15 protein-coding genes are annotated in these 13,647 nt (G+C 61.1%); 4 read left to right on the top strand and 11 right to left on the bottom strand.

Annotated elements, in window-relative coordinates; translation table 11 throughout:
- Positions 1–27 precede the first annotated feature (27 nt).
- A complete protein-coding gene (locus tag KHO30_RS09720; protein WP_211700716.1) occupies positions 28–921 on the bottom strand; it encodes an amidohydrolase family protein in 894 nt (297 codons plus the stop codon).
- Positions 922–952: 31 nt separating this feature from the next.
- On the bottom strand, positions 953–1,276 hold the full coding sequence (gene rhaM, locus KHO30_RS09715) for an L-rhamnose mutarotase (RefSeq protein WP_211700715.1): 324 nt from the start codon (positions 1,274–1,276) through the stop codon (positions 953–955).
- A gap of 140 nt (positions 1,277–1,416) precedes the next feature.
- Between rhaM and KHO30_RS09710 the strand changes: the two genes are divergently transcribed.
- Positions 1,417–2,415: a LysR family transcriptional regulator gene (locus tag KHO30_RS09710; RefSeq protein ID WP_211700714.1), complete on the top strand. Its 999-nt coding sequence runs from the start codon at positions 1,417–1,419 to the stop codon at positions 2,413–2,415.
- A gap of 15 nt (positions 2,416–2,430) precedes the next feature.
- On the opposite strand, the gene lra1 is transcribed toward KHO30_RS09710, so the two are convergent.
- The 6 genes from lra1 to KHO30_RS09680 form a co-directional block, all read right to left on the bottom strand.
- Positions 2,431–3,213, bottom strand: coding sequence for an L-rhamnose 1-dehydrogenase Lra1 (lra1, locus tag KHO30_RS09705; protein ID WP_211700713.1), 783 nt, complete (start codon positions 3,211–3,213; stop codon positions 2,431–2,433).
- Positions 3,214–3,288: 75 nt separating this feature from the next.
- A complete protein-coding gene (rhmD, locus tag KHO30_RS09700; protein ID WP_054035971.1) occupies positions 3,289–4,467 on the bottom strand; it encodes an L-rhamnonate dehydratase in 1,179 nt (392 codons plus the stop codon).
- Positions 4,468–4,516: 49 nt separating this feature from the next.
- Positions 4,517–5,845 (bottom strand): MFS transporter, encoded by a 1,329-nt coding sequence (locus tag KHO30_RS09695; protein WP_211700712.1) that lies wholly within the window; start codon positions 5,843–5,845, stop codon positions 4,517–4,519.
- A gap of 97 nt (positions 5,846–5,942) precedes the next feature.
- Positions 5,943–6,695 carry an SDR family NAD(P)-dependent oxidoreductase gene (locus KHO30_RS09690; RefSeq protein WP_211700711.1) on the bottom strand — a complete coding sequence of 251 codons (753 nt, stop codon included), beginning with the start codon at positions 6,693–6,695 and terminating at the stop codon, positions 5,943–5,945.
- Between the two features lie 170 nt (positions 6,696–6,865).
- Entirely contained in the window at positions 6,866–8,113 is a 1,248-nt protein-coding gene (locus KHO30_RS09685; protein WP_211700710.1) for an MFS transporter, read from the bottom strand.
- A gap of 301 nt (positions 8,114–8,414) precedes the next feature.
- Entirely contained in the window at positions 8,415–8,723 is a 309-nt protein-coding gene (locus tag KHO30_RS09680) for a hypothetical protein (protein ID WP_211700709.1), read from the bottom strand.
- A 787-nt stretch (positions 8,724–9,510) separates the two neighbouring features.
- Between KHO30_RS09680 and KHO30_RS09675 the strand changes: the two genes are divergently transcribed.
- The gene (locus tag KHO30_RS09675) at positions 9,511–9,837 is read left to right on the top strand and encodes an H-NS histone family protein (RefSeq protein ID WP_093636065.1); all 327 of its coding nucleotides are present in this window, start codon (positions 9,511–9,513) and stop codon (positions 9,835–9,837) included.
- 79 nt (positions 9,838–9,916) lie between these two features.
- Here the strand turns inward: KHO30_RS09675 and KHO30_RS09670 are convergent, their stop codons facing one another.
- The 3 genes from KHO30_RS09670 to KHO30_RS09660 all read right to left on the bottom strand — a co-directional run bounded on the left by KHO30_RS09670 (position 9,917) and on the right by KHO30_RS09660 (position 11,727).
- Positions 9,917–10,438, bottom strand: a complete 522-nt coding sequence (locus KHO30_RS09670; protein ID WP_200623013.1) for an arsenate reductase/protein-tyrosine-phosphatase family protein — start codon at positions 10,436–10,438, stop codon at positions 9,917–9,919.
- A gap of 213 nt (positions 10,439–10,651) precedes the next feature.
- Positions 10,652–10,852, bottom strand: a complete 201-nt coding sequence (locus KHO30_RS09665; RefSeq protein WP_093636175.1) for a hypothetical protein — start codon at positions 10,850–10,852, stop codon at positions 10,652–10,654.
- A 194-nt stretch (positions 10,853–11,046) separates the two neighbouring features.
- Positions 11,047–11,727: a J domain-containing protein gene (locus KHO30_RS09660; RefSeq protein WP_211700708.1), complete on the bottom strand. Its 681-nt coding sequence runs from the start codon at positions 11,725–11,727 to the stop codon at positions 11,047–11,049.
- A 461-nt stretch (positions 11,728–12,188) separates the two neighbouring features.
- On the opposite strand from KHO30_RS09660, the gene KHO30_RS09655 reads away from it, so the two are divergent.
- Both KHO30_RS09655 and KHO30_RS09650 read left to right on the top strand, forming a co-directional pair.
- Complete coding sequence (locus KHO30_RS09655) at positions 12,189–12,848, top strand: NADPH-dependent FMN reductase (RefSeq protein ID WP_200623009.1); 660 nt, start codon at positions 12,189–12,191, stop codon at positions 12,846–12,848.
- 477 nt (positions 12,849–13,325) lie between these two features.
- Positions 13,326–13,541: a transcriptional regulator gene (locus KHO30_RS09650; protein WP_093636067.1), complete on the top strand. Its 216-nt coding sequence runs from the start codon at positions 13,326–13,328 to the stop codon at positions 13,539–13,541.
- Positions 13,542–13,647: the final 106 nt, after the last annotated feature.

Genomic DNA, 13,647 nt, shown 5'->3' with positions numbered 1-13,647 from the left:
GGGAATGCGTCAGACGCGGCAGGTACGTCAGATACGATAAAAACGCTCCGCGTTACGGCAAAACAGCGCTTCTTTTTCAGCGTCGCTCGCGCCGTCGACGATCGCCGCATACGCGTGCCATAAATTCTGGTAAGAGCCGAACAACCGATCGACCGGAAAGTTCGACGCGAACATCGCGCGGTCAGCGCCGAACGTATCGATCGTCTCAAGCACATAGGGCCGCAGGCTCTCAACGCTCCACTGATGATCGAACATGGCGAGTCCACTGATCTTCACCGCGACGTTCCTGCAACCCGCGAGCATTCGCATACCGTCACGCCAGGCGCGATATCCAGCGACGCTGCCGCGATCCACGAACATGCCCGCATGGTTGACGATAAAAATCGTATCGGCATGCGCGCGCGCCAATGCAGCCGCCTCCTCCATCTGCGACGGATACAGTTGCAGATCGAATGACATGTCGTAACGGTGCAGCAAGGCAAAATGTTCGCGCCACTTCGACTCGCGCATGAAATGACGGCCTACATAATCGAACAGCTTGTTCTCGTGCACATTCAGGATCTGCCTGATGCCACGCGTGTTGGCAAACGACGCGTGCGCCTCGAGCAATTCCGGTGCGTTCGCCGCGGACAGATCCACGGCGGCGACAATCGCATCCGGCATGCCGCGCGACGCCGGACGATCCGCAATGGACTGCAACCAGCGGGTTTCTTCGACCGGATCGGCAGGATCGTGATTCGCTTCCACGTGCACCAGTTTCAGCACCTCGATATCGCCCGCCTCTCGAAGCAGATCGTCGAGCAGGTAGTCGTGCTTCAGGTCGCGCGCGTCCCCCACGAACGACACACCCGGGTTTTCCAGCCACGGATAGCGATGCGTCTTCAGATCCCACAGATGGATATGCGAATCGACAACCTGCATGCGACACCCTCCGCCCATTGGGCAAGCACAGTCAGCCAAGCGAATTCAGACGAAAGACCGGCTCCAGCGGTTGCTGAAGCGGCGTATGGTCAGGGGCCGTCTGCATGATGTCGGCCATGTAATCCCACCATTTGCGCATCACGTCGAGTTGCGGCAGCGCGTTCATGGTGTGATTCGTGTTGCGCGTCAGAATGGCGAACAGGTGATGCGAGTCTGCGTCGAAGAAGATCCGATAGTCGCGCACCCCGGCGTTGTGCAATGCATCAACCAGTTCAGGCCAGATTTGCGCATGACGTCGTTCGTATTCCTCGCGCATGCCGGGGTTGAGCACCATCCGGAAAGCGATTGTTTCCATTGCGGCCTGTCTCCCGTCGTATCCGGGCGCTTTCCCTGAGAAGCGTAGAAGCGTCTGGTACGACTATAATTCCTGCGTCGATAGCATCTCAATCCGTTGTTGGGATTGGGCGATCCACAAACCGAATCGCACCCGGAACCATGAGCCAACATTCAGCTGCCATCGCACTCGTCAATCGGCTCAAGTTCAAGCACCTCGCGCTGCTCGTCGCGCTCGACGACGCGCGCAATCTCCACCAGGCCGCCGAAGCCATCAACGTCGCGCAACCCAGCGCGAGCCGCATGCTCGGCGACATCGAGGAAGCGTTTGGCTTCCTGCTGTTCGAGCGCAACGCACGCGGCATGACGCCCACGCCGCTCGGCGTGGTCACGCTGGCGTATGCGCGGCGCGCACTCGCCGAGCTGACCCGTTTTGCCGAAGACCTCGACGTCAAACGCCGTGGCGGACATGGACAGTTGACCGTCGGCGCGATCATGGGCGCTGCGCCCGATCTGCTGGCCATGGCGGTCGCCGCCCTGAAAACCGAGAGCCCTCTGCTGAACGTGCGCATTCTTGGCGAAACCAGCGACCAGGTCGTGCAATTGCTGCATCGCCGCGAAGTCGATCTGGCGCTTGGACGATTGACCAGCCCGCTGCAACACAACGACTTTAGTTTCGAGCCGCTCGCACGCGAGACTTTGCTGCTGGTGGTGCGTTCGGTGCATCCGCTGGCGCAGCGCTCGCGCATCACGTTGCGGGAGCTGATCGACTGGCCGTGGGTCGCGCAACCTGTTACCAGTCCGGCGCGCGTGCTGTTCGAAGAGGAACTCGCGCGTGCGGGTCTGGCGACACCCGTCAACCTGACAGAGTGCGCGTCGATCTTCGCCACGCTGCAATTGCTCGAGAACTACGACGCCGTGGCCATGCTGCCTGAATCCGTGGTGCGTGATCACGTGCGCGGCAAACTGCTGGTCGCGCTGCCGCTCGAGATCGGCAAGAGCCTCTCCGGCTTCGGCATTCTCACGCGCAAGGAAGAAGCCCTCGCCGAACCGGCGCTGCGCTTTATCGATTTGCTGCGCGGTTTCTCGCGCAAGCTCGCACGCGATGATTCCAGCGCGACGGCGATTGAGCCTGTGATCGTATCCGCACCGGTTCATTGACGTCGACATCGCCCGTTACTGCAAGTTGACAAACAGGCCGCCGTCCACCAGCAGCGCGGCGCCTGTTACATAACGGGCACGGTCGGAGGCAAGGAATACCACGCAATCGGCGACGTCCTCCGGGCAGCCCAGCCGGCCCAGTGGGATACGCTTTTCGAAGTAGGCTTTTTTGGCTTCGTCGGCGAGATCTTCCGCGTTCAGGTCGGTCGCGATCGTGCCGGGCATCACCGAATTGCAGCGAATACCGTACGGCCCCAAAGCCACCGCGCATGACTGCATCAGCGAATGCACACCGGCCTTGGTCGGCGTGTAGTGGGTTTGCATGCCGCCGCCCACCAGAGCGCTGATCGAGCTCGTCGCCACGATCGCGCCGCCCGTGCCCTGCGCTTTCATCTGCTGCGCGGCGGCTTGCGTGACGTAGAACGCCCCGTTCAGATTGACTGCCACCGTCGACTCCAATATCTCGGGCGGCATGTCGAGAAAGGCGTGAAACGGGCAGATGCCGGCATTGCTCGCGAGCACATCGACTTTGTCGAAGGCTTCAACGGTGCGGCGAACAAGTTCCTGACCGGTTTCGCGTAAGGCAACGTTCCCTTCGATCGCGATCACGCGCCGCCCCAAGGCTTCAATTTCTCCGACCACTTCCGCGACGGCCGAACGGCGCCCATACGATGCGTCGTTATCGCCCCAGTAGTTGATCGCTACATCCGCCCCTTCGGTTGCGCACGCAACTGCTATCGCGCGGCCGATGCCACGCGAGCCGCCGGTAACGATCACAACCTTGTCCTTAAGCAACACGTCATTCTCCTGTTGGCTGGATCGATAAGATGTCTTGCGGGTTGAAATCTGGTCCAACCCACCTTCAATAAGCATTCAACGCGGATAAGGCCGCACCAGCGCGCACTCCGGATTGAGCCGCACACCAAAGCCCGGTGTGTCAGGCACTTTCATCCGTCCATTCACGGGGACCGGTTCATCGAGCAGCAGCGGCGTGAACATCGGCACGACTTCATCCGCCTTCGGCGCCATCATCAGAAACTCGGCGAACGGTGAGTTGTGCCGCGTGACGACGAAGTGATAGCTATACACCGATGAACCGTGCGGCACCACCATCACATTGTGAGCATCGGCGAGCGCGGAGATCTTGATGAGTTCGGTGATGCCGCCGCACCAGCCCACATCCGGCTGAATCAGATCGCAGCACTGCATCTCCAGCAGCATGCGAAAACCCCAACGCGTCGCTTCATGCTCGCCGGTCGACACCATCATGCCGCGCGGCACGTTGCGGCGCAGTTCGGCGTAACCCCAGTAGTCGTCCGGCGGCAGGCACTCTTCGATCCACTTCAGACCGTACTCGTGCGCCGCCTGCGCGAGCCGCGTTGCATACGGTACGTCGAGGCTCATCCAGCAGTCGTACATCAGCCAGAAGTCATCGCCAACGCGACTACGCATCTCGGCGAGTTTCTCCAGATTCTTCTTGAGACCCGCCTCGCCTTCAGCAGGACCATGCTGCAACGGCAATTTGCCGCCAATAAAACCCATCTCCTTCGCGAGGTCCGGACGCGCGCCCGTCGCGTAGAACACAAGTTCGTCGCGCACCGGGCCGCCCAATAGTTGGTACACCGGTTCCTTGCGCACCTTCGCAAGCAAATCCCACAACGCGAGATCGACACCCGAGATCGTATTCAGCACCACGCCTTTGCGGCCGTAGTACAGCGTCGAGAAATACATCTGATCCCACATCTTCTCGATGTCGGTGACAAGCTGGCCCTCCAGAAAACGTGCGAGATGTTTTTCGACGATGAAGGCGCCAATCTCACCGCCCGTCGTCACCGCAAAACCGACCGTGCCATCGCTCGCTTCGATCTCGACCACCAAGGTGCCGAGCACATTGATGCCGAACGACTGGCGGCTCTGGCGATACTCCGGATAACGCGCCATCGGCGTGGAAATGTGATCGTCGATCCAGTGTCCGTCGGGTTGATCGTGATAGTCCGCACCGCCACCGCGGACGATGAAGGCACGCACGTGCCGGATAGTAGGCATGGCCATGAAAAGGGCTCCGTTATGGGTGCGTCGAACGTGCAGCCAGAAAATGCGCCTAGCGGGCGCGGTGCAGTAAATGTTGGAAAGACCAGCTTGATTCGGTTCCGTCACGACGCAACAGCGTGCCGATCATGAGCGCAGCCAGCAGACTCGACGCGCCCAATACGATCAGCCCCGCCGAGGTCGACGAAAACACGCGTTCCGCCGCGGTGCGCAGGCTCGGCGCAATAAATCCACCGAGGCCGCCGAGCGAATTGATCAGCGCGATCCCACCCGCCGCTGCGGCGCCCGTGAGGTAGCGCGTCGGAAATGTCCAGAACAGCGGTTGCGCCGCAATGAAACCGCTAGCCGCACAGCACAGCGCGATCAGGCCGATCGACGGGTTATGCGCGAGCCCCGAGGCACCGATGCCGAAACCCGCGAGCACCAGCAGCGCAACTGCCCAGCGCCGGTGTCCACCCGTACGATCCGCTCGACGCGGCACGTACCATGTCACGGCCAACGCACACAGCCATGGCAACGCACCGACGAGGCCCACGCGCAAACCGACCGTCGTGCCGAGCAAAGCCGCCACCTGCTGCGGCAAATAGAAGATCACGCCGTAGACACTCATCTGAATCAGCAGATAGATCGCTGACAGCAGCAACACACGGCGGTCCACCAGCGCCGCGAGAATATGACGCGGCCCATGCGCCGATGCGGCGAGCGCATCGTTGTCGAGCGCGCGGCGCAAGGTGGTGCGCTCCTGCGCGTCGAGCCACCGGGCGTCTTCGGGGCGGTTGTCGAGATACCAGAACGCCCATACGCCGACCACCGAGGCCATCGTCCCCTCGATCAGAAACAGCCACTGCCAGCCGGCCAAACCCATCGCGCCATGCAGTTCGAGCAAGGAACCCGACAACGGACTGCCGAAGATGAACGCCAGCGGCGCGCCGAAATAAAACACGCCCACCGCGCGAGCTCGCGCCGCTTGCGGAAACCAATGCGTCAGGTAATAGATCACGCCGGGGAAGAAACCCGCTTCGGCGACGCCGAGCAGAAAACGCAGCGAGTAGAAAGCGGTCGGCGTATGCGCAAGACACATTGCCGCCGAGACGAGCCCCCAGGTCACCATGATCCGGCACATCCACGCGCGCGCGCCGACCTTATGCAGCAGAAGATTGCTCGGTACTTCGAACAATGCATAACCGACGAAGAACACGCCCGCGCCGAAGGCAAAAGCCGCATTGGACAAACCCGTGTCGTGCTGCAACGCTTTCTGTGCGAAGCCGATATTGGCTCGATCAAGAAACGCCAGCACGTACATCAGCAACAGAAACGGCAACAGCCGGCGCATGACCTTGCTGTTGATCGCCTCCAGTGAAGCGGGCGAATGCGGATTCATGTCGTCTCCTTCGCAGAGCATGCGGGTCGCGCTCTGCGTTTTTTCTACCTTTTGCACTGCCACTGCTACTACTACGGCTTGGTGACGCTGTGACGACTCAATAAGTGGCGCGGCCGCCCGACAGGTCGAATACCGAGCCGGTGCTGAACGCGCAGTCTTCGGAAGAGAGCCAGAGAATCAGCGACGCCGCTTCTTCCGGCAACAGGAAGCGATTCATTGGAATCTTCGAGAGCATGTAGTCGATGTGCTGCTGCGACATCGAGTCGAAAATCTCCGTTTTCGCCGCTGCGGGCGTGACCGCGTTGACGAGGATGTTCTTCGTCGCGAGTTCTTTACCGAGGGATTTGGTCAGGCCGATGAGCCCGGCTTTGGAGGCGCTGTAGTGCGAGGCGTTCGGGTTGCCCTCTTTGCCGGCAACGGACGCTATATTAACGATCCGGCCGTAGCCCTGCTTGAGCATCTGCGGCACGACCGCGCGGCAGGTGAGATACGGGCCGATCAGATTCACGTCGATCACGCGGCGCCAGACCTCGGGGTCCAGCTCCCATGTCGTGCCGTTGCCGCCGGTGATGCCGGCGCAGTTGATCAGCACGTCGATCGCGCCATGGGCGGCGACCGTTTGCGCCACTGCCTGAATCACTGACGCTTCCTGGGTGAGTTCGACCGTGACGGCGGTGACTTTGCCCAGTTCGCTGAGTTCGCGCTCGCTGCGCGCGAGGCGTTCGGCGTCGATGTCCCATAGCGCGACCGACGCGCCCGAGTTCAACGCCCGTTGAGCCACTGCGTAGCCAATGCCGCGCGCGCCGCCGGTAATGGCGACAACCCGCCCCTCCAGATCGATTCGATTCATCGCTGTGCTCCTGTAGCAGGCCCGGGAGGCTTGCCGTTCAGTTGTTGTATTTCTGCTGTCTGCTTTCGTCCAGCAAATATACGAGCGGTGCGATGCGCTAACAATCCGTGTATTGGAGGGGGCGATAACAAAAGCGGATCGGTGTGGGCGTGGCGCTCGACGCTTACCGGCTAGTCAGTACACGCCGGACAGGCCATCGCTTTCGCGGGCACTTCCTGCTTGCTTCGCCCGAAACTCGCGAGCGCGGCGAGCCCCAGCAATGCCAAGCCGCTGCCAAAGAGAAAGTCCGCGGAAACGCCGACATGGTCGACCACCACACCGCCAATGAGCGATCCCAGCGCGATGGCAACCTGAATGATGCTGACAAACAGCGCCGAGCCTGCTTCGGGCGAATCCGGCGTGGCGCGCTGAATCCAGATGCTCAAACAAAGCGGCAATGCGCCGAACGAAACACCCCACGCGAGCACGAGCGCGGCGACGCCGATCGGCGATTGTTCCAGCAAAGGCATTGCCAGCAGCGCGAACATGAGCAGAGAAACCATCGCGCCCAGAGACACTTTCAGATTGTGCGTCACCGTCGACGATACGGCGAAGTTCGAGAAGAAGCCAATAATGCCGAAGCCGAGCAGCAGCCACGTAATCGTCGACATCGAAAAACTCGCGTTGTGCAGCAGGAACGGCGTGATGTACGTGTACGAGGAGAAATGCGCGCCGAAGACGAGCGCCACCATCAGCATGCTTCTACGCGGATGCGGGCGGCGCAGCAGCGCAACCAGATCGCGCAGCTGCAATGCGGTGCTCGACGGCAAGGACGGCACGAAAACGAACTGCGCCACGAGCGCGATCGCGACAAGCACGCCGGTTGCCATAAACGAAGCACGCCAGGAAGCGAAGCTGGCGATGAACGTGCCGAGCGGCACACCGATCACTGTCGCGCAGGTCACGCCGGTCAGGATCGTCGCCATCGCTTTGGCCGAATCCTTCGGCTGCACGAGGCGCCCCGATGCCGCAGTCGCCAGGGTCCAGAAGCCGCCCAGCGCCGCGCCGAGCAACGCGCGTCCGACCAGCATGACCAGGAAATCGGGCGCAAAGGCCGAAATCAGATTCGACGCGAGCAGCAAGGCCGTGAGCAACAGAAACACGCGCCGGCGATCCATCCGTCCGGCCACCAGCATCAATCCGGGCGCCGAGATGGCGGCAATCACGCCCGGCACCGTGACCATCAATCCTGCAGTGCCAGGCAGCACACCCAGATCCGCCGCGATACGCGGCAGCAGGCCAACAGGTAAAAATTCCGTGGTCACGAATGCGAACGCACCGATTGCAACGGCCACGACGGCGAGCCAGGAACGCAGGGACGACGAAGCCCCATCGTCCGGCGAGGCAATGCTCGCCGGCAGATTATCTTCCATCAACATAGTATTGTTTGCGAGTAACTAAACAACGGGTGGGATTGGAGCAGTCACACCGGACTAATCAAATCGCAGACGGCAAGTCATGAATAAAAAAGCAGGCGGTATTGGCCTGCTTATGATTGCGATCGGAAAAGACAGCGGGTGAAAACCTGAATGGAAGACACCTTAACATCGTATTAATTCGCCCGCTGACGACTCCGTAAAATTGCACTCGGGCGTGTGGGTATTCCGATCAGGGTGCCGTACGTGGACGGAAGTGGAAGCGGTGCGCTCTGTCCCCACCGCCTCCTGAACTGCCGGCCTGCTACTGGCCAAAATAGATCCTGCATTGCGGCCCGGAAGCGCACGGCCGCTCCTGTCGGCCTCCCACTTCCGTCGCGCCTGCAGCCACTCCGCCATAGGAGACGTTCTGCACCGCCTGCCCGGCCGGCATCACGGTCCGCACAGTGTCACCGTACGACATGTCGGTGGTGGCTTGCGCTGATTCGTTTGCGTTCTGCATGAGCGCCTGGCCCGATACGGCCTGGCCCTGCTGGCCATCCAGTGCGCCGGCTGTGCTCGGCGCCAGAAACAGAGCGGCGCTAGCCAGCGCCATCAATAAACGTAGTTTCATGTCCAGACTCCTCGAATCCGGCGCAGCAGCGCTTATCCCCTTCAAAAAAGAATTGATCCGCGAAAAAACGTCGTGTCATGAAATCGAACTAACTCACTGCCGAACTGACAAACGGGCGAATGCCTATGCGGGACTGCTGCGGCGAGTCACCGAACTAAATGAGTAAATAGTTGCCAGACCTGAAACCGATGTCGGGCGTGCGCGCACGGCTAGCCGGAAACGGTCGCCACCAGGCTGGAAACGCAGATTGTTGCTCCGCTGTTTCGTTATAGCTCGGCCACTCAGGATTTCAATCCCGGCGGTGCGGGCGGCCTTAGTGGCACCCGCCGCCGCTCAATCGGCTGCATGCAGTAACAAAATCAGGCCGGCAGGCGCGTGCGTTACCCGAACAGTGCGTTATGATGCTGGCATAACGCACAAAAATCGGCCCCGCGCGAGGCACCGGCGAGAGACGGAGCGTGGACTTGAGGCCGACTGTTCGCAATCATTGCATTGTCATCACCGTTTTTTCCATTGCGGCCGTAGGGCTTACCCAGCCGTACCTGCCGCGCGGCGGAGCGCTTGAATATTCACTGATTGGCACAGTCAGCCTTATAGCCGGCCTTGTTGGACATATGCTGTACCGCAATGTATGGGGCGACGTTCTTTGACGCAGCCACTGGAATTTCCTTCGATCAATAACCTGACCGCGAGCGGACCCCATATACATGGGCTCGATGCTTTCGCGGCTTCCCCTTGCAATCTGTAACTGACAGAACGCCGGACGCTTTAGAAGGACGAATATCTTATGGACGAAAGGAAGCGAGATAGCATGATTGCGTATCTCCGCCACCGCATGGAAGAGTTTGGTATCAAACCAGAAGACCTCGCCGCCGTGCTGGCGGCCGAACCGAAGGGCCAAAAAGCTGAACGCTACCGCAGCGCAACGGGAGATAGCTGGGACGGCCAGGGTGAAATGCCCCAATGGCTTAAACAGGCAATTAGCGCTGGTCAATCAATCGACCACTTCGAATTATCGGCCACGCCGGCACCCGCCCCGCAGCCGAAAAAACAGGTGGATTGGCTAAACGACCCATTCGCGGGAAGTCCGCTTGCGCGCCCGAACAACCGCTAAGCCGTCTGATCGCCACACCGCCAGAGCAAAGGCATAACCCCGAGGCATCACCCCGTACTGGCTGACGCGCCGGGGCCGTTCACACGTTGCACTGAATGGCGGGATTCGTTGCGCCGTTCAGCGATGCACACGACGCGTCGCCGGTACAAGCCGGCGCCGCCGCGTACTGCGGCAATTCGATAAACGTGCTGAGCTGGCGGACTATCTGCCAGAAGACCTTTTCAAACGAACGGACGCGCTCCGGCTCGAGCATGCCATCGGCAAGCGGATCGGCGAAGTTCCAGCTACACAACGCAGGGTCTCCCGGAAAGCGCGGCGCATGATGCCCGGCGACGCACGCGTCCATGGCAATGACGAGGTCCATCCGCGGCGCCCATTCACCGGTGAATTCCAGCCAGCTTTTCGGGCAGAGCACGCCGAGGTCCGATATACCGGGCCGCAATTGCGCGATCGCAATAGGGTGAACACGCGCGGCCGGCTCCGGCCCCGCGCTGAACGCTTCGAACCGGTGTCCAGCCAGTTCGCGCAGTAAAGCTTCGGCAATGATGCTGCGTGCTGAATTCTCGCGACAGAGAAACAGCACCTTGTATTTTTTGGTCACGCTCACCCCGAGTTTTTTTATCTCTCTCTATGCGCAATTATGCCGGCCTAGTCTTGCGTCCCCGTGACACTACGATGACGTAAATTGTTGCGCCACAAGAATTTGTATCAGGGCGCTCGATCCACGGATATCGCGCGCTGCATTGGCGACAAAGTTTAGCAGCGCAAAGTCGAATCTTTCATTAAGCCGACAATTTTTCGCGGCGGCGTCTCCTCATACGGAAGCGCCGCTGTCGCGGTGTTCGGACACGATTCGATTCGCGGCGTCGCTTGCGCCGTCCGACGCAGCCGGTGAAGTTTCGAACAACATCGCCGCAGGCTGCGCGCTGATCGACTTGACGCCGTTCGCAATGCCAGGCGCCGCGACGTACGGGATAAACGCCGCCATCGCAACGACAAAAATAAAAGTAACCATGGCCGTCGTGCCTCTCGGAATCTGCAACGTGGAGGTCAAGCGAAGCGGGTCATTCGCGGGGGGAAGTGGAGTCGGCGACAATGACACATGTCACGGACATGTCATTGATTCTAGAAGCGGATAGACCGATGCCGAAGGCCGCGCTCTATATCAATTCGGCCTACGTGTGGGGTCTTTCGGCCAGAACCGTCTGTTCAAAACCGCAAGCCGTTCAGGAACTGAAACCAGAGTCCACCCAGTACGCCGGCCGGATGGGCGTCGCTGGCATTTTCTTCGCGCTTGCCCGAGTTGGCGGGCTTACCTGAGGCGTCACGATTGGCGGCATCGTCGTTCACCGTCGTTGCCTCCGCTTTCGCTGAAACGTCGGGTACGTCCACCGCCTTTGCTGCCGCTTCGGCGGCAGCCGCCACCTTCTCTGCCTCGCGCCGCGCCGCCTGCAAGGCAGACACGCTGTCGGCGATCTGCGCGGCCCGCTGCGCCTCGCATCGACGTCCTAGCAGCACACCGAACAGCACGTCGCGATTGTGGCCATCGTCGGCGAAACGCATGGCGAGCGACACCATCTCGGCGTAGGCCGCTTCGTCCGCGGCACGTACCGCCGCTTCACGTTCGGCCTGCGCTTTTTGCTGGCGGGCACGCTGCGCTTCCCAGCCACGCATCTGCTCGGCATAGACTGCGTCATACACCTTGCGCTGCGCGGCGTCGGAGAGAATCGCATACGCGTCCTTGATTTCCTGGAAAGTAGCGCGCGCAACTTCCTCGGCGCCGTTGTTGCGATCCGGATGCCATTTCATCGCGGCCTTGCGATAAGCCCGCTTGATTTCTTCGTCCGTGGCGTGCGCGTGCACACCAAGCGTGTCATACAGGGTTGCCATTGCTTGTTCGACCTCGCCGTGATTCGCGTTGCGGACCATCGTAGCATGCAAAAAACGGCTTTATCGTGAAGCGGCACGCGCGGGCGCCGCTGAAAGTCCAGACGAAAAAAAGGCCTCGCCACTTACGTAGCGAGGCCGAGTCCCATGTCAAGGAGATGTCATGGAGGAGACGACTCGATCATAGCCGCGTGTCATCGCGCCCCCAAACAATGGTTCGCCATATGCTTATCGGGGGCCGCCTCAACTGCATTGCACAGGGCGGCGTATCGGTTGCGATACATCCGTCAAACGGCCCACTGAGCCGCCGATAACCCCGCGCGGTTATATCGTTAGAACAAAAAGTCGCTTCGCCCGGCTCGCGGCGGTCATTAAGATGACACTTCAAAGTCCGGTTCGCCCCGGGTCGTCTACGCGCAGCCCCGCGCCAGCGTCCCGTGAGCCGCTACCGAAGGAGCATTTCGTTGACCAGTTTCGACCCTCATCGCCGGCCGCTCGTGATCGGCATCGGCGGCACGACACGCGCGGCGTCGTCGACCGAGCGCGCGCTCGGCTTTGCGCTGCGTGGCGCGGAAGCCGCAGGCGCCAATACCCGCCTGTTCGGCGGCACCTTCCTGCATAGCCTGCCCCACTACGCTCCGGAAAACCCTCAACGCACCGCCGAACAGCTCGAGCTGATCGAAGCCGTGCGCCATGCGGACGCGCTGATCATCGCGACGCCCGGGTATCACGGCGGCGTCTCCGGCCTCGTCAAGAACGCACTCGACACGCTCGAAGAACTACGCGCCGATGAACGCCCGTATCTGGATGGCCGTGCGGTCGGCTGTATCGTCACCGCTTATGGCTGGCAGGCGGCCGGCTCGGTGCTGACGTCGCTGCGCTCGATCGTCCACGCGTTGCGCGGCTGGCCAACGCCGTTCGGCGCCGGGATCAACACGCTGGAAACACGCTTCGACACCGTCGACACCTGTTCCGACGCCAAGGTCGTCGATCAGCTCGCCACAGTCGGCCAGCAGGCCGCGCAATTCGCCCTGGCGTTCAACGCGCATCGCACGCCGACGGCCGCGCCGCTCGGCAATGCAGTCAAGGAAGCGCAACCCGCCAGATTGCTGCACGCGGTTTAACCCCTTTGCGTACGACGTCGAGGACCCACGCTTGTGGGGTCCCCGACGCACTTGCGTTTGCGTTGAGCCGGCGGCCATCCCACTGCCTCGACGAACCATTCGACGCATGCGTGCGCTTGCCTCCTCTCCCCGCTAACCGCAGCATCCTCCGACGATACTTTTAAGGCTGACAAGTCACGCCGAGCGCGCTCGAACGCGCTCGTGTTTCCGCTGGTCCAAACCGTGCGCCACACAACAGACCGCTCTCCCACAACGCCGGATAGTGTGTTCGAACGCTGCGACTATGGTCCGATCCGGCCTCCTGAAGACCGTTCCCGAACCTCGCTGATTTGCTTACGACGAAAGATTGGTTCACCCGCTGCGCGGCGCGGCCTACGCTTGATCCTGCCCGCTCACCACCGGTTGCCTGACGCACAGGGTTGCGTCCCGCGCGCCGGCTCCTTAGCAATACACGCGGGCACACTCACTGCCACGATCATGAATTCAAATATCCGCTACAAGGGCTACGAAGTCGCACCGGCTGCGCAACGGCTGCCCAACGGCCTGTTCGCCGCCAACCTGACCATCGAAAAAACGTCTGCAAGTCAAGGCCAGGCTTACTCGTTCGACGCACTCGATTATTTCTTCGACGAAGAGCACGCACTCGCCTACGCGTTCCGCTGGGGACGCATGTGGATCGACAGCCGGCAATAGCACGCCGGCAGACTCATCAGATAGCGTCAAGGCGGTCGCGCGGGTCTCGCGTGCAGAACCATATAGAAGGCCGTCCGGCCTGCGAGCCGGCAAACGCGCACCACCT

This window comes from Paraburkholderia aspalathi (assembly GCF_905220735.1).
Lineage (GTDB): Bacteria > Pseudomonadota > Gammaproteobacteria > Burkholderiales > Burkholderiaceae > Paraburkholderia > Paraburkholderia aspalathi.
Note: the sequence above shows the minus strand (reverse complement) of the source record. Positions and strands in the feature narration are given on the sequence as shown.